Consider the following 19,033-nt stretch of genomic DNA (forward strand, 5'->3'; position numbering starts at 1 on the left):
CTTTTGTCTACAATCTGAAGCCACCCGAAAGGTGGCTTTTTTTACAGTACTAAAAAGAAAAAATAAACAATCATAAGGATTTGAATGATTGTTTTTGTTATAACACTGCTAATAAATCCAATGACAGAACCAAAACCAATTTTTAAGCTCTCAGTGAAATTTCTTTTGTTGAAGATTAATTCAGCTCCTATTGCCCCGATAAATGGACCAATAAGGATTCCTAAAAAAGGGATAACAAATGGTCCAACGATAATCCCTATCGTACTTCCCCAGATTCCGGCCTTGGAACCTCCATATTTTTTAATTCCAATCATATTAGCAATATAGTCGGCAACAAATAAAAGTACAATAAACAAACCTTGTATCAACCAAAAGTACCATCGAAAGGGTTGAAAATTAAAAAAGACTCCATATAATAAAAAGCCTGCCAGTATAAATAACACACTTGGAACAATAGGATACACCAGACCAACAAATGCAACAATAAATAACAAAATGATGATACTCCAATAGACCAATTCCATTTTATCCATCCCTCATAAAACTTTTTCTAGATATTTTATACAGTTTACACTTTCCTTCTTACGATTAAAACTTGGAATAGGTTTCAAAATATAAAATTGAGTTGCTGTCATTCTTGTATATAACCTTTACTAAAGATACAATAGATGCTGGAGCAATCATTTGTGATTTAATGTATAAAGGTGGTCATTATGAATATTTTCAAGCAATTGTATAAAAGTATCTACTCTCCTAAAGATATTGCCTTATTTCGATTCCAAGGGATAGGAAAAACAATATTATATGTTTTCTTCTTAACATTAATTTCGATTCTGCCGTCAGTTATTTACTTAAGTACCGCACTTACCACGGGTGTCGATACGGCAAGAACCATTATTACTGACGAATTACCTGATTTTTCAATTCAAGACGGGCATTTAACAGCTGATACTAAAGTGCCCATTACATTAAATAAGGATGATTTTTCTATTATTTTAGACCCAACTGGAGCTATTTCTGCAGATGATATCCAAGATGAGGGAAATTCTTTTGCCATGTTAAAAGATCAATTTGTTTTAGCTGCAGGCGGTCGATTTGATACATATCCCTATTCCATGTTAGAAGGGCTAAACATTGCAAAGGGAGACATTGTGGATTTTATTAACACAATCGGCGGAATAAAATGGATAATAATCCCTGTGGTTTCTGTGTTTATCTACTTGTTTGCATGTGCTGGTAGTTTTATCGAGGTAACGGTTTTGGCTCTAATTGGTTTATTATTAAAGAACCTTTTAGGTAGGAAACTAAATTACCGTCAGTTGTGGCGAATGGCTGCATACAGCGAAACATTACCAACATTGTTTTTTACCATTATGGCGGCAATTAAAACAACCGTTCCTAACAGCTTCATGATTAATTGGTTTGTTGTGATCATCGTTTTATACCTAGCCATAAATGAAATTCCAAAACCCAAAAAAGTGAACTAAGAGGCGCCCATAGCGGGCGTTTTTTTTATTAATTCGTTCTTTTTACAATTGGACAAGCATACCAATGTACAAACTGTCTATTTGGAGGCTTGTCCGATGAAAAAGTTATTTGGTTTCTTATTAGCCGTTTTAATCATATATGTAATTTATATTGATTTAACTGTTGGCACCCTGCCTTCCTCATTCACACAGCAGGTGGATGCTAAAATCGAAACACAAAATACGGAGTTGAAAACAGAAACAGACATACCTTCTTTCGAAGCACAAGTTGAACCAGGTGAAACAGTGCTATCTATCGTGGAACATCAACTGGATAAATCACTTCCCGTATCGATTTCTGACTTAATCGAAGACTTTCGAAAATTAAATCCTGGGGAGACTCCAGAAAAAATTCAAATCGGGTCTACATATCATTTCCCTGATTACTCAAAATAAAGAGGATAGTGCTTATTCTTGTCAAAAATAGTGAAAGGCTGATAAAATAGAGTCGGATTGTTTTTATATACCTTATTCGAATCCCATTTTGAAGGAGCGAATTACACGTGAGTGAAATATTACACCGCACAAAAACCCGACCAATTAAAGTTGGTAACTTAACGATTGGCGGGAGTAACGAATTATTTATACAAAGTATGACCACAACAAAAACACATGATGTTGAAGCAACCGTTGCTGAAATAAAGCGTCTTGAGGAAGCTGGCTGTCAGATTGTTCGGGTGGCTTGTCCGGATGAACGGGCTGCGAATGCCATTCCTGAAATCAAAAAAAGAATCAACATTCCACTAGTTGTCGATATTCATTTCGATTATAAATTGGCTCTTAAAGCAATTGAAGGCGGAGCAGATAAAATTAGAATCAATCCCGGTAATATCGGAAAACGGGAAAAAGTCGAGGCTGTCGTAAAAGCCGCGAAGGAGAAAGGTATTCCCATCCGAATCGGGGTAAATGCTGGCTCGCTCGAAAAGAGAATTTTAGAGAAATACGGATATCCAACAGCAGATGGTATGGTCGAAAGCGCGCTACACCATATTAAAATTCTTGAGGATTTAGATTTCCATGACATTATCGTTTCCATGAAGGCCTCTGATGTAAATCTTGCCATTGAAGCTTATGAAAAGGCATCGAGAGCATTCGATTATCCCCTTCATCTTGGGATCACTGAGTCTGGAACCCTTTTTGCAGGCAGCATAAAAAGTGCGGCAGGTTTAGGCACTATTTTACACATGGGAATCGGTAACACACTACGTGTTTCCTTAAGTGCAGACCCAGTTCAGGAAGTAAAGGTTGCTAGAGAACTTTTAAAGGTGTTCGGTCTCTCTTCTAACGCGGCCACATTGATCTCTTGCCCAACATGCGGCCGGATTGAAATTGACCTTATTAGTATTGCAAATGAAGTCGAAGAATACATTGAAAAAATTAAAGCTCCGATTAAAGTAGCTGTTCTAGGCTGTGCCGTTAACGGACCTGGAGAGGCCCGTGAAGCTGATATTGGCATTGCCGGAGCTCGAGGTGAAGGGTTATTATTCAGGAAGGGTGAGATCGTCCGCAAGGTTCCTGAAGCGCAATTAGTTGAGGAATTGAAAAAAGAAATTGACCAAATTGCCGAAGAATATTTTCAGAAAAAAGCAGTCGAAGATAAAATTACGAATTAACATCAAGAAACCCGGTATTTTCACCGGGTTTCTTTTTGCTCCTATGCAGGTTTTGTTAAAAGAACGGAAGAATAAAGATACCAATAACAATCGATATTGCACCGATACCGATGGCCCAAGCACCTAGTCCTGTGGCCCCTCTCCTTCTGGCAACAAAACCTAACACAATACCTGCAGCTCCAAAAAGAATAGGTAATACAAACAGTGATAAAATCGAAAGCACTAAAGCAAGCGTTCCTAGACCTGTACCACCTGCAGCATTTTCCTTTTGCCCGGTCTGTTCCTTTCTTCGAATAAGTGGAACAGGAGCAGCTATTTCCGCTGCTGTTTCCTCCCTATATTCTGAAGAACGCATCGGAACAGAAGCACCAATGTTAGGGTTATTGTCATCTTTTTTCAATGTGTAATGGGCCTTAATAGGTGCGGCAATTTCTGATGCTGTTTCCTCCCGATAAGTTGTAGGAGAATTGGGAATATCTTGGCCAATATTTGCACTTTGAAGAGCTTCCTGCACTTTCGTGTCTCTTTCATCTGCCATCCTAATCCCTCACTTTCAGTAATAGGAGCATTAATTATTGTTTGCCTCTGTCTGCTTTTTAGTATGTTAATGTTTGCCTAAATTAGTTTTTTGTTTCTTTTCCCCCGTTGACCACTCAATTTTGGTAAACTAAAAGGAGAATCCTAAAAGCTATATGAAGGTGAGAGCAAAAATGAGAAAAAGGTTTGGAATCGATATTGATGGAACCGTTACATGCCCCAAATCCATCATCCCTTTTATTAATAAAGCATTTGACATGAATATTATGTATGAGGACGTTAATCAATATGAATTAACTCCATTCGTAAATGTTTCAGAAAAAGAGTTCGCCACATGGTTTTCTGAAAATGAACCCATGATTTATGAAGGCTCTCCTCTCGCTGAAGGAGCGGGAAAAGTCTTAAATAAATGGAAAAAAGAGCATGAATTGTTTTTCATTAGTGCACGTGGCTCCCATTTACTCGATGTAACCATCCAATGGTTCCTTGATAAAGGCTTAACCTTTGACCACATCGAATTAATTGGATCACATGACAAAGTAGCCACAGTGAAAAAACATTCGGTTGATATCTTTTTTGAGGATAAACACGATAATGCTGTGATGATCCATGAAGAGTGTCAGATTCCTGTCATATTATTTGATACACCATATAATCAAGATCCTCTTCCAAAAGGTGTCATCCGGGTTAATAACTGGAAAGAAGCTTATTTTTGGGTAGAAAACTGGGAAAAGCAGCAGCAGGGCCACAGGGAAATGGTTAGTTCCAGCATTTAATTTTAGATACAAAAAAACAGCTTGTATGCAGACAAGCTGTTTTTTAATGACATTCAGGACAAAGACCGTAAATCTCAAATTTATGACCTGAAATATCGTATCCTTTTAAATTTTCACTTAAGTCGTTCATTGGGCAAGTTTCAATTTCTTTCGTTTTTCCGCAGGTCATACAGATAAAATGATGATGATGGTGATGTCTTGAACATGTAAAACGGAAATGTTTCTCTCCTGATAATTCTGTCATCTCAAGAATCCCCATATTCACAAACAAGGAAAGATTACGATAGATAGTATCAAAGCTCAGACCTGGATAATCATCTTTAAGCTGATCCAAGACGTCCTTAGCCGTTAAATATTTATCACTGTCAGCAAACAATTGAAGCATATCTTCTCTTTTACCAGTTTGTTTAAACCCTTTTTCTTTTAAGTATTGGATTGCCTCATTAACGTTCACCTGACGGCACCCCCTTACGAATTAAGAATTTTTTATAAAAAATAGAAAAAATTAAGATAAGAACAGCAATCATCACGATTGTTCCACCGGGAGCTAAATCTAAGTAATACGCAGTAAACAAGCCGCCAAGTACTGACACTTCACCAAAAAGGACAGATAAAAAAATAGTTTGCTTAAATCCTTTGGCTAGCCTTATACTGGCTGCTACAGGTAACGTCATTAAAGATGAAACCAACAAAATTCCGACAATTCTCATAGAAGCTGCAATTACCAAGGCCACCATGACAATAAAAATAAAATGAATACTTTTGGCCGCTATCCCTGAGGCTTTCGCGTGTTCTTCATCAAAGGATAATAAAAAAAGCTCTTTATACAATAAAATAATCACTAAAATTACCAAGATACCGATTATAAATACGACCCATAAATCAGTTCTGCTAACTGCCGAAACACTGCCAAATAAATAACTAAACAAATCAGTATTAAAACCATTGGCAAGCGAAATAAATATAACCCCTAAGCCAATACCACTAGAGAGAATAATTGGAATCGCAAGTTCTTGGTAGTGCTTATAGACGCCTCTAAGTTTTTCGATGAACAGTGATCCCCCAACAGAAAAAACCATTCCTAAGTATAGTGGATTTACTCCTGCCATCATCGCAACATTTCTTTCAAGAAGCAGGCTCGCTGCTATTCCTGCTAGTGTAACATGACTGAGTGCATCCGCAATTAACGATAGTCTTCTTACAACAACAAACACTCCTAGTAACGGGGCAATAATTCCGATCATAAGCCCCGTTAAAAAAGCATTTTGTAAAAATTCATAGTGGAAAATTCCTTGAATCATTTTACAACGCCTCCGTGCTCATGATGATGGTCTAGCATGTGAACATCATGGCCATAAATTTTAGAAATACCATCAGCCCTGAGCTGTTCAAATTCCATTGTTTCCCCATGAAAATGCAAATATTTATTCAAGCACGCAACATGTGAGACTTTATCCGAAATCGTCCCAATATCATGAGTAACCAATAAAAGGGTAATATCATGACTTTTATTTAAATCACCCAGCATTTGATAAAAATTATTAACATTCTCGGCATCAACGCCTACCGTAGGTTCATCCAGAATGAGGAGACTTGGTTCACTAACGAGGGCTCGTGCAATAAAAACTCTTTGTTGCTGACCTCCAGAGAGCTCACCAATATTTCTGTTGCTAAACCCTTCCATACCGACTGCCTCCAAGGCTTCGATTACTTTTTGCGCATGTTCTTTTTTAAAAAACTTAAACATCCCAAGCTTTTTGGTTAAACCACTCTCGACAACTTCAAATACAGTAGCAGGAAAACCAGTGTTGAAGGAATTAGCCTTTTGAGAAACATAGCCAATTTTTTGCCAATCTTTAAACTTATTAATTTCTTTACCGAATAAAAAGATGTCCCCTTTTTGCGGCTTTAATAACCCTAATATCAACTTCAATAGTGTTGATTTTCCAGACCCATTAGGACCGACAATCGCTAAAAAAGAACCACTTGGAATAGTAATGTTAATGTCCTCTAGAACAACATCTTTTTCATAACGATACGAAAGTTTTTTTACTTCTATAATTGATTGCATAGTCAGCGCATCACCTTTAATTATAAGAATCATTCCGATTTAACCTAAAGTAGTATACAACAGGTATTCTTGAATGTAAAGTCTGCCACTCCGGCATTCGTCCATTTGATTCACAAAAATCTCAATCACACTCCCGGAACTTCTTCATACATTAAGGTGAGGAGTGGTGAGGATGACAATTTTTCAGAGCATCATTAATCATAAAATTAACACGATAACAGCTGAAGAACTGGTAAAATATGCGGATCAATTTAACATATCAGTGACTAGGCAGCAGGCAGTGAAAATTGCCGAATACTTAAGAGGGAAAAATGTGAATATATTTGATGATTCACAGCGGGCTCAATTAGTGAAAGAAATTGCCAAATCAGCGGGTCCAGCAACGGCCCGAGAAGTAAATAAATTATTTATACAGTTAACTAAAAAGTAAAAGCTGTGCACTTTTTGCACAGCTCTTTTTTATGATTGCATGATTAGGTCAAGCAGGTTCTCATTGAACTTTTGTTCCCGAAGCATATGAATCTCAAATTTATATGGGGCTTTTTTATTATTCTTATCCTCACCCACATATGGAGTTTCTAAAATCTTAGGAACATCGGTAAGCTGTGGATGGTGGACAATATAATTTAGGGCCTTAAAACCGATATGGCCAAACCCGATATTTTCGTGTCTATCCTTTCGCATCCCGACCGCATTTTTACTATCATTAATATGCAGTACTTTCAATTTGTTCAAGCCAACGATTTTGTCAAACTCATTTAATACACCATCAAAATCCTCAACAATATTATAGCCTGCATCATGCGTATGGCAGGTATCAAAACAAACGGATAACTTATCACTATAGTTTACTCCATCCATTATCATCGCTATTTCTTCGAAGGATTTTCCACACTCGGAGCCTTTTCCAGCCATCGTTTCCAAGGCAATTTGTACTTGCTCTTTGCCAGTCAGTACTTCATTTAATCCTTCGATAATTTTTTTAATACCAGCCTCGGTACCAGCACTTACATGTGCTCCAGGATGCAGGACGATTTGCTTTGCTCCAATTGCCTCTGTTCTTTCAATTTCTGTTCGAAGAAATCTAACACCCAATTCAAAAGTATCTGGATTGGTTGTATTTCCAATATTGATAATATAAGGAGCATGAACGACAATTTCGGAGATACCGTTCTGTTCCATATGCCTCCGCCCTGCTTCAATATTGAGATCTTCGATTTTTTTTCTTCTTGTATTTTGCGGTGCCCCGGTATAGACCATAAACGTGTTTGCACCATAGGAAACTGCTTCTTCACTTGCGGCAAGCAGCATATCTTTCCCACTCATCGAAACATGTGATCCTAATTTAAGCATACCTTTTTCTCCCTGGTTTGATTATTTTTTTCTTTGCTCAATCCTTCGTTCGCGCTTTTTAATTTTATCCATTTCCCATTGCATTTTCTTTTTATAACCCGGTTTTACTTTGTTTGGCTTCTTAACCAAGGATTTAGCTTTTTGTTCGGCCTTATCCTCTTGCCTTACTCGCGTCTTCCTTTTATTTCGTTCATCGACGGTAACAAATTCGTTATTTTTAAGATCGACATTCTTAAATTGAATCCCCATTTTTTCTAACCGGTTTAACGCATCTTCATCCGATGACTCATAAACTGTGAGGGCAATGCCCGAATTTCCGGCACGCGCTGTTCTCCCGACTCTATGGATATAAAAATCTAAGTCTGAAGGGAGTTCATAGTTGATGATATGGCTGACCCCTTCTATATCTATTCCTCTAGAAGCAAGGTCTGTTGCGACAATATATTGATAATCCAAATCCTGAATTTGCTTCATCATTTGTTTCCGTTCACGAGGACTTAAATCACCATGAACTCGGCCAACTTTTAAACCTTTTTCATTTAAAAAGTACGCCACTTCTTCAGCCATTTTTTTTGTATTCGTAAATACAATTGCTAGATAAGGATTGTAGGCAAGAAGGGCATCATGAACAAGCTGCTTTTTACTCCGGTGTCTTGATGGCAAAAGATAATGCTCTAAATTTTCTGCTGCCCTTCTTTTCGGTTCTATCTGAACAGTTTTTGGATTTTCCATATATTTTTTAAGAAAGGGTTTTAATTTTTCCGGGATCGTTGCTGAAAAAACAAGCATTTGCAAGTTTTCTGGCATTTTAGCCGCTACTCGATCCATATCCTCAATAAATCCCATATCTAACATCATATCAGCTTCATCCACGACCAGTATTCCCGCAGTATGAACAAATAAAGCTTTTTCACTCATCAGGTCCTTGATTCTACCCGGAGTTCCTACAACTATATGTGGCTGAACCTTTAATTTTTCAATCGACCGCTGCTTATCCGTCCCCCCAATATAGCACCTAGTCATAATGGATTGCTCTGGGCTGCAATGCGTCGTTATTTTTAATATTTGGTGATAAATTTGAGAGGCAAGCTCTCTTGTAGGTGCAGTAATGACAGCTTGAACTTCCTGTCGTGACGGATCAATTTTTTCGAGGATTGGAAGAACATAGGCAAGCGTTTTACCCGTCCCTGTTTGTGACTGACCAATTGCACTCTCTCCCTTTAAAACGACAGGAATCATGCGTTCCTGAATTTCAGTCGGCTCAGTAAAACCGAACTCCTTAACGGCTTCTATAATAAATGGTTGTAACGTAAAACGATCAAAACGATTTTCTTTCATATATTTGCTCCTTATAGTTAAAATCTCATGATTTTGGAGTAGTTTTCTTACTTTAGCAAGTGCAACACTTTCTATTCCATCATGCAATTATAGTCAATATTTAATCAAAACTCCAGTTATCTTTCGTTTTAATATCATTTTCTACTTTTTTCTGACTTTTAAACAACTAAATTTGGTCTTTGTCCTGTGTATAAAACCTAAACCAATTTAGGGTAAATGCATAATTTAAAGCATGAGGCAATTGAAAGGAGGCAACGAGATGCAACCAAGACCAAGAATGCCTATGCAGGGGGGAATGGGGCCAGGACCTTTTGGACCACGTAATCAGATGATGAACCCCGGTTTTAACCCTTTTGGCGGCAGGAATCCAATGATGGGTGCCCCTTCCAATCCGTTTGGAGGAGGAAATAACCCCATGATGATGGGGCAAATGATGGGAAGACCTAGTCCTATGAACAAAGGCGGCGGGGGATTACTTTCGAAAATTCTCGGAGGAAGAAGCCAGGCTGGCGGCTTTATGGGAATGCAAGGAGCAGGAAAAGCAGCATCAGGAGGCGGAGGACTGCTCCAATCTTTGAGTAACCCCGGCGGACTAACTAGCATGTTGAACAATACGCAGCAGGTGCTAAAGACAGCCCAGTCGATTGGGCCGATGATCCAACAATATAGCCCCATGATAAAAAATCTTCCTGCAATGTGGAAGATTTATAAAGGATTCAAAAATGCTTCAAAAGCTACGGATAAAGCAACAGTAGAAAATAACCAATCAACTGATGCCGCCGTCGATGAATCATCCAATCATGAAGAATTTGTAAATAGTACGTCCAATAAAAAAGGGCAACGCAAAAATAAGCAACAGCAAATGCCTTCAAAGAAAAGTCCATATCAAAAAGGAAGTTCTGTTCCGAAAATGTATATTTAAATGAAGAATGCTGGAGACAGCATTCTTTCTTTTCTTCCTAAAACTGCTAAGGAAAATTGTATCTTTGTATTATTTCTATTAGTTTTATATAATAAACACGTAAAACTATTAAACAATGTCTTTTTTAGGAGGACTTTTTATATGCAAATTATCAAAATTTCACCACGAGGTTACTGCTATGGTGTCGTCGATGCCATGGTTATTGCAAGAAACGCTGCTTTAGATAAAACATTACCACGCCCAATCTACATTTTAGGAATGATTGTTCATAATAAACATGTTACAGATGCTTTCGAAGAAGAGGGGATTATTACCCTAGACGGAAAAAACCGTAAAGATATTCTCGATAAAGTAGAAACAGGTACTGTTATCTTTACTGCTCATGGAATATCTCCAGAAGTTAGAGAACTCGCAAAACAAAAAGGGCTAGTAACGATAGATGCGACATGTCCTGATGTAACGAGAACCCATGATTTGATTGAAGAAAAAACAAAAGAAGGCTACCAAGTAATTTATATTGGAAAAAAAGGCCATCCAGAACCGGAGGGTGCAGTTGGTGTGGCCCCTGGTATGGTCCACCTGGTTGAAACTCCAAATGATGTAGATGCATTAACGATTGACTGTGAAAAGTTACTTGTCACAAATCAAACAACGATGAGTCAATGGGATGTGGCTGATACGATGAAAAAAGTTCAGGAAAAATATCCAAATGTGGAAGTCTATAATGAAATTTGCCATGCAACGCAAATTCGCCAGGAAGCAGTTGCAGAACAAGCAACAGAAGCTGATGTGACGATTGTAGTTGGTGATCCAAAAAGTAATAATTCCAATCGCCTTGCACAGGTCTCTGAGGAAATTGCTGGAACAAAAGCGTATCGCATTGCTGATATAACTGAGTTAGAAATTGAGTGGATTAAGGATGCCAAAAATGTCGCAGTAACATCCGGAGCTTCGACTCCAACTCCGATAACAAAGGAAGTTATCACATTCCTTGAACAATTTGACCCAAATAATGAGGCCACATGGGAACGACGAAAAAAGGTCCAATTAAGCAGAATATTACCAAAGGTAAAGAAAACTGAAGCGTAAAATAGTAATTAAAAAGAACCGAGTCTGCGGACCGGTTCTTTGTTTTTATACAAATTGGAATGGATCTGTATTTACTTCAGAAGGAAAAATCTCCACGTCATAACCCGTTTCTTGGCACATCTTTTGTAACGTTGCGGTCAGACCTTTTTTCATCACTTTTTCAACATTATGGCCTGGATCAATCATATTCAAGCCCTGCATTGCTGCATCATGGGCGGTGTGATAATAAATATCCCCTGTAACATACACATCTGCCCCTTGAAACTTGGCATTCATGAAGTATTTATTTCCATCCCCGCCTAAAACAGCTACCTTTTTAATTTTAGTGCTTAAATCGCCAACCACACGGACAGTTGAAACTTCAAGTGCTAATTTCACTTTTTCCGCAAATTCTCCTAATGTCATTTCACGGACTTTTCCGATTCGGCCAAGACCGAGTACTTCTCCCTTGTTCTCAAGCGGGTAGACATCATAGGCCACCTCCTCATATGGATGCGCTTTTATCATAGCAGTAATCGTTTTCTTTAGAAGTGGTTCAGGAATAATGGTCTCGATTCTTACTTCCTCCACTTCTTCTAACCTGCCTGCCTCACCAACAAATGGACTGGTATTTTCACCAGGCACAAATCTTCCCGTCCCATTTGCGGAAAATGAACAATGGCTGTAGCTTCCAATAAATCCTGCGCCTGCATTTCCAAGGACTTTTCTAATAACTTCTGCATGGCTTACTGGGACAAAAACAACTAATTTCTTTAGCTTTGTATCAAAAGTCGGCACGAGTACCTCTGCATCTTCTAATTCTAAAGCATTTGCAAGCAGGTCATTTACCCCGCCTTTTGCGACATCAAGGTTCGTATGAGCTGCGTAAACAGCAATATCGTGTTTCAATATTTTTTCGATCATTTTCCCTTGAACCGTGTCAGTTAGCAAATTCTTAAGAGGTCGATAAATAATCGGATGGTGGGCAATTATGAGCTGGACATTTTTTTCAATTGCCTCATCGATCACATTTTCCAGGACATCAAGGGCAATCATTATTCGTTCAACTTTTTTATTTAAACGTCCTATTTGTAAGCCAATCTTATCCCCTTCCATCGCTAAACCTTTCGGGGAAAACTGTTCAAATAGTTGAATGACTTCGTGACCGTTAGGAATTTTCATTCTTTAAAGCCTCCTCTACCAGCTTAATTTTGGCGATCATCTCTTGTTTTTTTTCATTCATTTCAGGAGATTGGCTTGCACCCTCAAGCGCTTCATAAATACGCTGCCAATTATTTATTTCTGCTGTCCATTTTTTCTTAAAGGTTCTATCTTGTTTTTGTACAAGGAATGGACCCACTAAAAGCCCCATTTCAGGATTTTTTTTATAAGGCTTATTAGGATCGCCCTTTTCACCTATTAAAATCTCGTATATTTTCCCATCTTCCTCGAGTATTTCTTCGTCCATTAGTTCCCAGTTATTTTCAATAAACCATTTTCTGATAGAAATGGCGCTAATATTTGGTTGTAACACCAGGCGCTTGACGGAAGTCAGCTTATCTTTACCATTTTCTAGAATGTTTGCAATTAAGGCACCGCCCATTCCAGCAATTGTAATACAATCCACTTCACCCAGTTGAATAACTTCCAGACCATCACCTAATCGCACGGAAATAACCCCCGCTAACCCTTCTGCTAATACATTCCTCTCAGCCAACTGGAAGGGGCCCTTAGCAACCTCACCAGCAATGGCAAATGGTAATCCCTCATTTTTTGCTAAGTAGCAAGGTAAATACGCATGGTCTGAGCCAATATCTGCGAGCCTCGCTCCTTTTGGAACATAGTTAGAAACCGCAGCCAATCTTGCTGACAATTTATCTGTATTCAATCATACCACCACTTTTTATATGTAATTTCTTAATATAAGGCTTTGTTAAATTTTATTATTGGTTTACACCAAATTATATTCTTCATAGGTTATTGAAGACAAAAATCCCGAAAAAGGCATCAAAGTGTCTCCAATCAGAGCTATTGGAGACAAAAAGTCCCGAAAAAGGCATCAAAGTGTCTCCAATCAGGGCTATTGGAGACAAAAAGTCCCGAAAAAGGCATCAAAGTGTCTCCAATCAGGGCTATTGGAGACAAAAAGCCCCGAAAAAAGCATCAAAGTGTCTCCAATCAGGGCTATTGGATACAAAAAGTCCCGAAAAAAGCATCAAAGTGTCTCCAATCAGAGCTATTGGAGACAAAAAGTCCCGAAAAAGGCATCAAAGTGTCTCCAATCCGGGCTATTGGAGACAAAAAGTCCCGAAAAAGGCATCAAAGTGTCTCTAATCCGGGCTATTGGAGACAAAAAATCCCGAAAAAGGCATCAAAGTGACTCCAATCCGGCTAATTCAAAACAAAAGTCCCGAAAAAGGTATCAAAGTGTTTCGATTATTAATTTAAGGAAAAATCTCTTTGTATATTCAACAGCGCCTAGTATAAAAAAAGTCCTTTACAGATGCAAAGGACCTTTTCTAGTTATTTAATGGTTGCTAACCAATCTGCCATTGCAGCAGCCTGTTCTGGTTTAACAAGACCTGCTGGCATGCCTGTACCCTTACCTTTTGTAACAAAAGTCATAAGTTCTTCCTTAGAATACTTGCTGCCCACACCTTTTAATGTAGGTCCTACTACCCCTTGATACTGATCGCCATGACAGCCAATACAAGATTGCTTGTAAATGTCTTCAGGCTTTGATGCGGCAACCTCTGTTTTCTCATTGCCTTCACCATTTTCCTTAGCAACTTCTTTCATATCACCAAGGCCTTTGAAAGACAAAATTAGAATTAACACAATTCCAAATGCCATGATGAGAACGTAAGGAATAACCGGATTTCGCTTCATGATATAACCTCCCTTATGTACGAACGTCTGTTAAATATTGAATAAAGTCTACAAACAACTACTATTTTACTTGAAAATGAACAGAAGGAAAAGCCCTAAACTTATTTTATCACTATAATCTTAATAAAAAAAAGAAAACAAGCCAAATTAGTGAAAATATCTAGTTTAGCCTGTTTATAAATTTGCTATTTTATTTTATTAATCATAGGCTCCCTGAGCAATCCCTACGGCCATTGCAGCAATCCCTATACGTGTCCCAGCCATAAACCATAATTAAAATCTGTTTAAGGCCTCTCCAAGCTTCCCTAAAAGGTTCTCAACAGGTACTCAGACATCTTCTAACACACGTTCGGTTGTATTTGATAAATTCAAGCCCATCTCCTAAAATAAAAGAATAAAAAGCGGGCCATGAATTTTCTTAAGTCTATTTGCAAAATGAGAGACAATTCAGTAAAATGGATTCAAATAGAGAAAGTGCTTACATTTACTTAAGTGTTTCAACTAGTGTATTCATTAATTGATGCATAAGAAAAAAGCCTACTTCAGTTATGAAGTAGACTATTCATTAGAAATATTTTATTCTAAGAAATCTTTTAATCGTTTGCTGCGACTAGGATGGCGTAATTTCCGCAATGCCTTTGCTTCAATTTGACGGATACGCTCACGGGTAACACCGAAGACCTTTCCTACCTCTTCAAGTGTACGAGTACGTCCATCATCCAGTCCAAAACGCAGGCGAAGGACATTTTCTTCCCTGTCTGTTAAAGTATCTAAGACATCTTCAAGTTGCTCTTTTAATAATTCATAGGCAGCATGCTCTGAAGGTGAGGTTGCATCCTGGTCTTCAATAAAATCACCAAGGTGGGAATCATCTTCTTCACCAATAGGTGTTTCCAGTGATACAGGCTCTTGGGCAATTTTCAAAATTTCCCTAACCTTATCAGGTGTTAGATCCATATCTTCACCAATTTCTTCTGGTGTTGGTTCACGGCCAAGATCCTGAAGTAATTGACGCTGAACACGAATTAATTTATTAATGGTTTCAACCATATGCACAGGAATCCGGATGGTCCTTGCTTGGTCTGCAATCGCACGTGTGATGGCTTGACGAATCCACCAAGTTGCATAGGTACTAAATTTAAAGCCTTTTCGATAATCAAACTTCTCAACAGCTTTGATTAGACCCATATTACCTTCTTGAATAAGATCAAGAAAGAGCATTCCACGACCGACGTAGCGTTTTGCAATACTTACTACAAGACGGAGGTTTGCTTCAGCTAGACGTCGTTTTGCTTCTTCGTCGCCTGCCTCAATTCGGTTAGCCAGCTTAATTTCCTCTTCAGCAGAAAGCAAATCAACACGGCCGATTTCTTTTAAGTACATACGAACTGGATCATTAATCTTAACCCCTGGAGGGACGCTAAGATCATTTAGATCAAATTCATCATCATCACCCTTAGCTAATTGCTTAGGATTAGGATCTTCCTCGTCACTTTCACCAACTAATTCAATACCTTGATCACCGAGGAACTCGTAAAATTCGTCCATTTGGTGAGAATCTAGTTCAAAATTAGCCAATTTCTCAGCAATATCATCATAGGCAAGGACGCCGGTTTTTTTACCCAGTACCGTTAACTGATCTTTAACTTGTTCAAAAGTGAATTCATTCTCAACTTCTTTTGAACGGGCTGATTTTTCAGCAGCCATATGTCCCCCTCCTTCCAGAATCAAAGACAGTAAAATGGAATCTATAGAGATTTACGCAATTGAATAATTTCCATTGCAATTGCAGCAGCTTTACCAAGATCACTTTGTCGCTCTGCTTCTTTTTGTTCCACTTCTTTTTCTTTTATCTTTAACAATTTTTGATAATTCAACACCTGTTTGATATAATCAGTTAATTCTTGATTGCTTAATTCGTCATTTATGGACATCATTTCAATATTAGCAACCATTCTTCTAAGATTATCATCATGAATATAGGATAAAAATGCACTTGAATCAGGTTGGAAATGATCCTCATAAAATCCTAACAGATAGGTTATTATTGCCTGATGTTCATCAATATTAAACGTGTTTCCTTGTAATAAATCCTGAACTTTATAAGCAACATCTCGATCTTTTAGCATGTGAGCGATTAATCGCCTTTCTGCTGTGTAATGCGCTGGCTTGAGTTCACTTACTTTCTTAGGAATTAAAATAGGTTTATCAACAGGTTGGTTTTTTCCGGTTGTTTTTCTTTTATCAGCGAAGAAAATTTGCTTTTGCTGCTGTTTCAATGCATCTAATGAGAGTGAAAATTCTGCTGCAAGTTGCCGCAAATAATGATCTCTTTCAACTGCTTTATTCAAATTGCTGATTTCTTTAATTATCACTTCGATATATGCAAGCCTATCTCCTTCTAGCTGAAGATTTTTACCTCTGCGAAAGTAAAGAAATTTAAACGCCATCCATGTTAAGCCGGCCGCGATAACCTCATTTCGGAATTTCTCAGGACCGTTCTTTTTAATGTATTCATCGGGGTCCATGCCGTCTGGCATCAGCGCTACCTTAATTTGAAAGCCAGCATTGTTAAGATGGTTCCCCGCTCGGAAAGCAGCTTCAATTCCTGCCTTATCTGAATCGTAACAGATGGTTACGGATTGGACACTTTGCCTTAAAAGGGCTATATGTTCATCTGTCAAGGATGTCCCCATTGTGGCAATGCCATTTTCCACCCCCGAGCGATCTGCGGAAATTACATCGGCAAATCCCTCAAATAAAACAGCATATTGCAATTTTTTTAAACTTGGCTTCGCATTATGATAATTATATAAAATTTTACTTTTATTAAAGATTGGCGTTTCAGGACTATTTAGATATTTGGGCTCTTCGGCCCCGAGTGATCTGCCTGAAAAAGCAATCGTATTACCATTTCGGTCAAAAATCGGAAACATTATTCGATCCCTAAATCGATCGAAATAAGTCCCATCCCTTTCACGTTTGATAATTAATCCGGCTTTCTCCATCCATTCAGGTGGGAAATCTCTTTTAGAAAGAAATTTATAAACAAAATCCCATGAATTTAGGGAATACCCAATTTGAAACTTATCAATCGATTCGCGAGTAAATCCCCTGCTCAGCAGATACTCTAAAGCCTGCCCGCCTTCTTTTGTATTTACAAGCAAGTGATGGTAAAATTTCTGTAACAGCTCATGAGCCCCTAAAAAAGCTTGGTGCTCTTGAGAAACCTTTTTCTCGCCTTGTCCCCCAGATAAATTAATTTCAAGGTCGATATTTACCTTCGAAGCTAGTTTAATGGCAGCTTCCTGAAATGAAATCCCTTCAAGTTCCATTAAAAAAGAAAAAACATTACCGCCAGCGCCACAGCCAAAACAATGGAAAATTTGTTTATCAATTGATACTGAAAATGATGGGGTACTTTCTCCATGGAATGGACATAATCCGAAGTAATTTCGCCCCTGTTTTTTCAGTTGAACATAATCGCTGATTACTTCGACAATATCAACAGCCTGACGAATTTGATTAATCTTTTCTTCGGCAATACGCTCTGCCATGAAAACAACTCCATTTGTACTATCAGGTATTCGGCAGGCAATCTTTAAATTCCTGCAAATTTCGACAAAATTTTTGTTAATTTTGTCATAAATTTTGAACGATCTTCAGTTTGGAAGGATTTAGGGCCTCTCCCTTCCCAGCGTCAACATATTTCCTCTTCCTATGTAGATTTTTCTTCATTCATATGGAGACGGAGGAAGCATCAAAAAGATCACGGACGCTAAACTTGGATCCTATTTCGACAATCTCTGCCCAGTAGGCATGAATCTGCATCGACATAAATAGTCGGATTGCCTTCTACATTAGTATTAATTCTACATCTCTCCGCATATTCCTTCTTTAACAAATAACTTTTGTAAAAGGATTTATGTCGAATTCTTTTTAGGGGGTCCCCTTGACATCTAACAATAAATAGTTTATTCGTTCACAAGCAAGTCTAAACCTAAAAATATATATTTTTTATCACAATTTTTTATTATAGTACATTTATTATCATTTTACCATAACTTTTTATCATTATTATTCCACTTTCTATCAGAAGAAAACACATAATCAAATGATTATGTGTTAAGGTCTCCCTTTATGAATATAATTTAGGATAACATTTGCTGTTTCTTCAACCGCTTTATTGGTTACATCAATAACGGGACAATTTATTTTCTCCACTACTTTTTCAAAAAAGATTAACTCCGCTTTAATCCGTTCAATATTGGCATAACTTGCCTTATCATTTAATCCTAAGGAAATTAATCGTTCTCGTCTGATATTGTTTAACTTTTCAGGACTTATTTTTAAACCGAAGCATTTCTCGATCGGAACCCTATATAGTTCTTCTGGCGGATCCACTTCAGGTACCAGTGGGACATTAGCAACCTTTAAACGTTTATGGGCTAAGTACTGGGAAAGTGGTGTCTTTGAAGTTCTTGAAACGCCAATTAGGACAATATCTGCTTTTAGGATTCCTCTTGGGTCGCGGCCATCATCATATTTTACGGCAAATTCAATCGCTTCTACTTTTTTAAAATAATCCTCATCAAGTTTTCGAACAAGTCCTGGTTCACATAAAGGTGACTTCCCACTAAAAGCTTGAATCTTGTCCATTATTGGACCAATTAAATCGACTGCCAGAATCCCTTCCTGTTCCGCTCTTTCCTTGATATATGTACGCATTTCAGGTTTGACAAGCGTAAATGCAATCATAGCTTTATCCAGTAAAACAAGTGAAAGAACTTCATCAATATGTTCCTGGTCCTCTACATAGGGAAATCTTTTTAAATTCATTCCTGAGCCATTAAACTGGCTTATTGCTGCTTTGGTAACTAATTCAGCCGTTTCCCCCACTGAATCAGATACAACATAAATAATTGGTACACTCATTCTCC

At 37.9% G+C, this 19,033-nt stretch carries 20 protein-coding genes; 7 read left to right on the plus strand and 13 right to left on the minus strand.

Annotated elements, in window-relative coordinates; translation table 11 throughout:
* Positions 1–41 precede the first annotated feature (41 nt).
* Positions 42–524 (minus strand): DUF456 domain-containing protein, encoded by a 483-nt coding sequence (locus J7E67_RS09655; RefSeq protein ID WP_214731486.1) that lies wholly within the window; start codon positions 522–524, stop codon positions 42–44.
* Between the two features lie 189 nt (positions 525–713).
* On the opposite strand from J7E67_RS09655, the gene J7E67_RS09660 reads away from it, so the two are divergent.
* From J7E67_RS09660 to ispG, 3 genes are all read left to right on the plus strand, one after another.
* Positions 714–1,487, plus strand: a complete 774-nt coding sequence (locus J7E67_RS09660; protein WP_214731488.1) for a DUF1189 domain-containing protein — start codon at positions 714–716, stop codon at positions 1,485–1,487.
* Positions 1,488–1,583: 96 nt separating this feature from the next.
* On the plus strand, positions 1,584–1,922 hold the full coding sequence (locus J7E67_RS09665; protein ID WP_214731489.1) for a hypothetical protein: 339 nt from the start codon (positions 1,584–1,586) through the stop codon (positions 1,920–1,922).
* 116 nt (positions 1,923–2,038) lie between these two features.
* Positions 2,039–3,139: a flavodoxin-dependent (E)-4-hydroxy-3-methylbut-2-enyl-diphosphate synthase gene (gene ispG / locus J7E67_RS09670; RefSeq protein ID WP_214731935.1), complete on the plus strand. Its 1,101-nt coding sequence runs from the start codon at positions 2,039–2,041 to the stop codon at positions 3,137–3,139.
* 55 nt (positions 3,140–3,194) lie between these two features.
* Here ispG and J7E67_RS09675 read toward each other — a convergent pair whose 3' ends face one another.
* On the minus strand, positions 3,195–3,677 hold the full coding sequence (locus tag J7E67_RS09675; protein ID WP_251026681.1) for a DUF4190 domain-containing protein: 483 nt from the start codon (positions 3,675–3,677) through the stop codon (positions 3,195–3,197).
* A 172-nt stretch (positions 3,678–3,849) separates the two neighbouring features.
* On the opposite strand from J7E67_RS09675, the gene J7E67_RS09680 reads away from it, so the two are divergent.
* Complete coding sequence (locus J7E67_RS09680; RefSeq protein ID WP_214731490.1) at positions 3,850–4,452, plus strand: 5' nucleotidase, NT5C type; 603 nt, start codon at positions 3,850–3,852, stop codon at positions 4,450–4,452.
* A 43-nt stretch (positions 4,453–4,495) separates the two neighbouring features.
* Here J7E67_RS09680 and zur read toward each other — a convergent pair whose 3' ends face one another.
* The 3 genes from zur to J7E67_RS09695 are packed head-to-tail and all read right to left on the minus strand — an operon-like array spanning position 4,496 to position 6,523.
* Positions 4,496–4,906: a zinc uptake transcriptional repressor Zur gene (gene zur, locus J7E67_RS09685; RefSeq protein ID WP_088089001.1), complete on the minus strand. Its 411-nt coding sequence runs from the start codon at positions 4,904–4,906 to the stop codon at positions 4,496–4,498.
* On the minus strand, positions 4,896–5,753 hold the full coding sequence (locus tag J7E67_RS09690; RefSeq protein WP_088089002.1) for a metal ABC transporter permease: 858 nt from the start codon (positions 5,751–5,753) through the stop codon (positions 4,896–4,898). Before J7E67_RS09690 ends, zur begins: the two co-directional genes overlap by 11 nt.
* The gene (locus tag J7E67_RS09695; protein WP_214731491.1) at positions 5,750–6,523 is read right to left on the minus strand and encodes a metal ABC transporter ATP-binding protein; all 774 of its coding nucleotides are present in this window, start codon (positions 6,521–6,523) and stop codon (positions 5,750–5,752) included. The genes J7E67_RS09690 and J7E67_RS09695 overlap by 4 nt, the downstream gene beginning before the upstream one ends.
* A 172-nt stretch (positions 6,524–6,695) precedes the next feature.
* Between J7E67_RS09695 and J7E67_RS09700 the strand changes: the two genes are divergently transcribed.
* Positions 6,696–6,953 (plus strand): DUF2624 domain-containing protein, encoded by a 258-nt coding sequence (locus J7E67_RS09700; RefSeq protein WP_214731492.1) that lies wholly within the window; start codon positions 6,696–6,698, stop codon positions 6,951–6,953.
* 29 nt (positions 6,954–6,982) lie between these two features.
* Here J7E67_RS09700 and J7E67_RS09705 read toward each other — a convergent pair whose 3' ends face one another.
* Both J7E67_RS09705 and J7E67_RS09710 read right to left on the minus strand, forming a co-directional pair.
* On the minus strand, positions 6,983–7,876 hold the full coding sequence (locus J7E67_RS09705) for a deoxyribonuclease IV (protein ID WP_214731493.1): 894 nt from the start codon (positions 7,874–7,876) through the stop codon (positions 6,983–6,985).
* Positions 7,877–7,897: 21 nt separating this feature from the next.
* The gene (locus J7E67_RS09710) at positions 7,898–9,214 is read right to left on the minus strand and encodes a DEAD/DEAH box helicase (RefSeq protein ID WP_214731495.1); all 1,317 of its coding nucleotides are present in this window, start codon (positions 9,212–9,214) and stop codon (positions 7,898–7,900) included.
* 259 nt (positions 9,215–9,473) lie between these two features.
* Here J7E67_RS09710 and vrrA point away from each other — a divergent pair, with 259 nt between their 5' ends.
* Complete coding sequence (gene vrrA, locus J7E67_RS09715; protein ID WP_214731497.1) at positions 9,474–10,136, plus strand: VrrA/YqfQ family protein; 663 nt, start codon at positions 9,474–9,476, stop codon at positions 10,134–10,136.
* A gap of 141 nt (positions 10,137–10,277) precedes the next feature.
* Entirely contained in the window at positions 10,278–11,225 is a 948-nt protein-coding gene (locus tag J7E67_RS09720) for a 4-hydroxy-3-methylbut-2-enyl diphosphate reductase (RefSeq protein WP_214731498.1), read from the plus strand.
* 45 nt (positions 11,226–11,270) lie between these two features.
* On the opposite strand, the gene J7E67_RS09725 is transcribed toward J7E67_RS09720, so the two are convergent.
* The 6 genes from J7E67_RS09725 to J7E67_RS09750 form a co-directional block, all read right to left on the minus strand.
* Positions 11,271–12,386 (minus strand): Nif3-like dinuclear metal center hexameric protein, encoded by a 1,116-nt coding sequence (locus tag J7E67_RS09725; protein ID WP_214731500.1) that lies wholly within the window; start codon positions 12,384–12,386, stop codon positions 11,271–11,273.
* Positions 12,373–13,092: a tRNA (adenine(22)-N(1))-methyltransferase gene (locus J7E67_RS09730; RefSeq protein WP_214731502.1), complete on the minus strand. Its 720-nt coding sequence runs from the start codon at positions 13,090–13,092 to the stop codon at positions 12,373–12,375. Before J7E67_RS09730 ends, J7E67_RS09725 begins: the two co-directional genes overlap by 14 nt.
* Positions 13,093–13,727: 635 nt before the next feature.
* On the minus strand, positions 13,728–14,093 hold the full coding sequence (gene cccA, locus J7E67_RS09735) for a cytochrome c550 (RefSeq protein WP_214731504.1): 366 nt from the start codon (positions 14,091–14,093) through the stop codon (positions 13,728–13,730).
* Positions 14,094–14,669: 576 nt separating this feature from the next.
* The gene (gene rpoD / locus J7E67_RS09740; RefSeq protein ID WP_214731506.1) at positions 14,670–15,800 is read right to left on the minus strand and encodes an RNA polymerase sigma factor RpoD; all 1,131 of its coding nucleotides are present in this window, start codon (positions 15,798–15,800) and stop codon (positions 14,670–14,672) included.
* 41 nt (positions 15,801–15,841) lie between these two features.
* Positions 15,842–17,650: a DNA primase gene (dnaG, locus tag J7E67_RS09745; RefSeq protein WP_214731509.1), complete on the minus strand. Its 1,809-nt coding sequence runs from the start codon at positions 17,648–17,650 to the stop codon at positions 15,842–15,844.
* A gap of 568 nt (positions 17,651–18,218) precedes the next feature.
* The gene (locus tag J7E67_RS09750) at positions 18,219–19,028 is read right to left on the minus strand and encodes a pyruvate, water dikinase regulatory protein (protein WP_214731511.1); all 810 of its coding nucleotides are present in this window, start codon (positions 19,026–19,028) and stop codon (positions 18,219–18,221) included.
* Positions 19,029–19,033: the final 5 nt, after the last annotated feature.

This window comes from Bacillus sp. ISL-46 (assembly GCF_018613205.1).

Coding starts and splice junctions, on each gene's coding strand:
- J7E67_RS09655 (WP_214731486.1), bottom strand. CDS start 524: ATGGAATTGGTCTATTGGAGTATCATCATTTTGTTATTTATTGTTGCA.
- J7E67_RS09660 (WP_214731488.1), top strand. CDS start 714: ATGAATATTTTCAAGCAATTGTATAAAAGTATCTACTCTCCTAAAGAT.
- J7E67_RS09665 (WP_214731489.1), top strand. CDS start 1,584: ATGAAAAAGTTATTTGGTTTCTTATTAGCCGTTTTAATCATATATGTA.
- J7E67_RS09675 (WP_251026681.1), bottom strand. CDS start 3,677: ATGGCAGATGAAAGAGACACGAAAGTGCAGGAAGCTCTTCAAAGTGCA.
- J7E67_RS09680 (WP_214731490.1), top strand. CDS start 3,850: ATGAGAAAAAGGTTTGGAATCGATATTGATGGAACCGTTACATGCCCC.
- J7E67_RS09690 (WP_088089002.1), bottom strand. CDS start 5,753: ATGATTCAAGGAATTTTCCACTATGAATTTTTACAAAATGCTTTTTTA.
- J7E67_RS09695 (WP_214731491.1), bottom strand. CDS start 6,523: ATGCAATCAATTATAGAAGTAAAAAAACTTTCGTATCGTTATGAAAAA.
- J7E67_RS09700 (WP_214731492.1), top strand. CDS start 6,696: ATGACAATTTTTCAGAGCATCATTAATCATAAAATTAACACGATAACA.
- J7E67_RS09705 (WP_214731493.1), bottom strand. CDS start 7,876: ATGCTTAAATTAGGATCACATGTTTCGATGAGTGGGAAAGATATGCTG.
- J7E67_RS09710 (WP_214731495.1), bottom strand. CDS start 9,214: ATGAAAGAAAATCGTTTTGATCGTTTTACGTTACAACCATTTATTATA.
- vrrA (WP_214731497.1), top strand. CDS start 9,474: ATGCAACCAAGACCAAGAATGCCTATGCAGGGGGGAATGGGGCCAGGA.
- J7E67_RS09720 (WP_214731498.1), top strand. CDS start 10,278: ATGCAAATTATCAAAATTTCACCACGAGGTTACTGCTATGGTGTCGTC.
- J7E67_RS09725 (WP_214731500.1), bottom strand. CDS start 12,386: ATGAAAATTCCTAACGGTCACGAAGTCATTCAACTATTTGAACAGTTT.
- cccA (WP_214731504.1), bottom strand. CDS start 14,093: ATGAAGCGAAATCCGGTTATTCCTTACGTTCTCATCATGGCATTTGGA.
- rpoD (WP_214731506.1), bottom strand. CDS start 15,800: ATGGCTGCTGAAAAATCAGCCCGTTCAAAAGAAGTTGAGAATGAATTC.
- dnaG (WP_214731509.1), bottom strand. CDS start 17,650: ATGGCAGAGCGTATTGCCGAAGAAAAGATTAATCAAATTCGTCAGGCT.
- J7E67_RS09750 (WP_214731511.1), bottom strand. CDS start 19,028: ATGAGTGTACCAATTATTTATGTTGTATCTGATTCAGTGGGGGAAACG.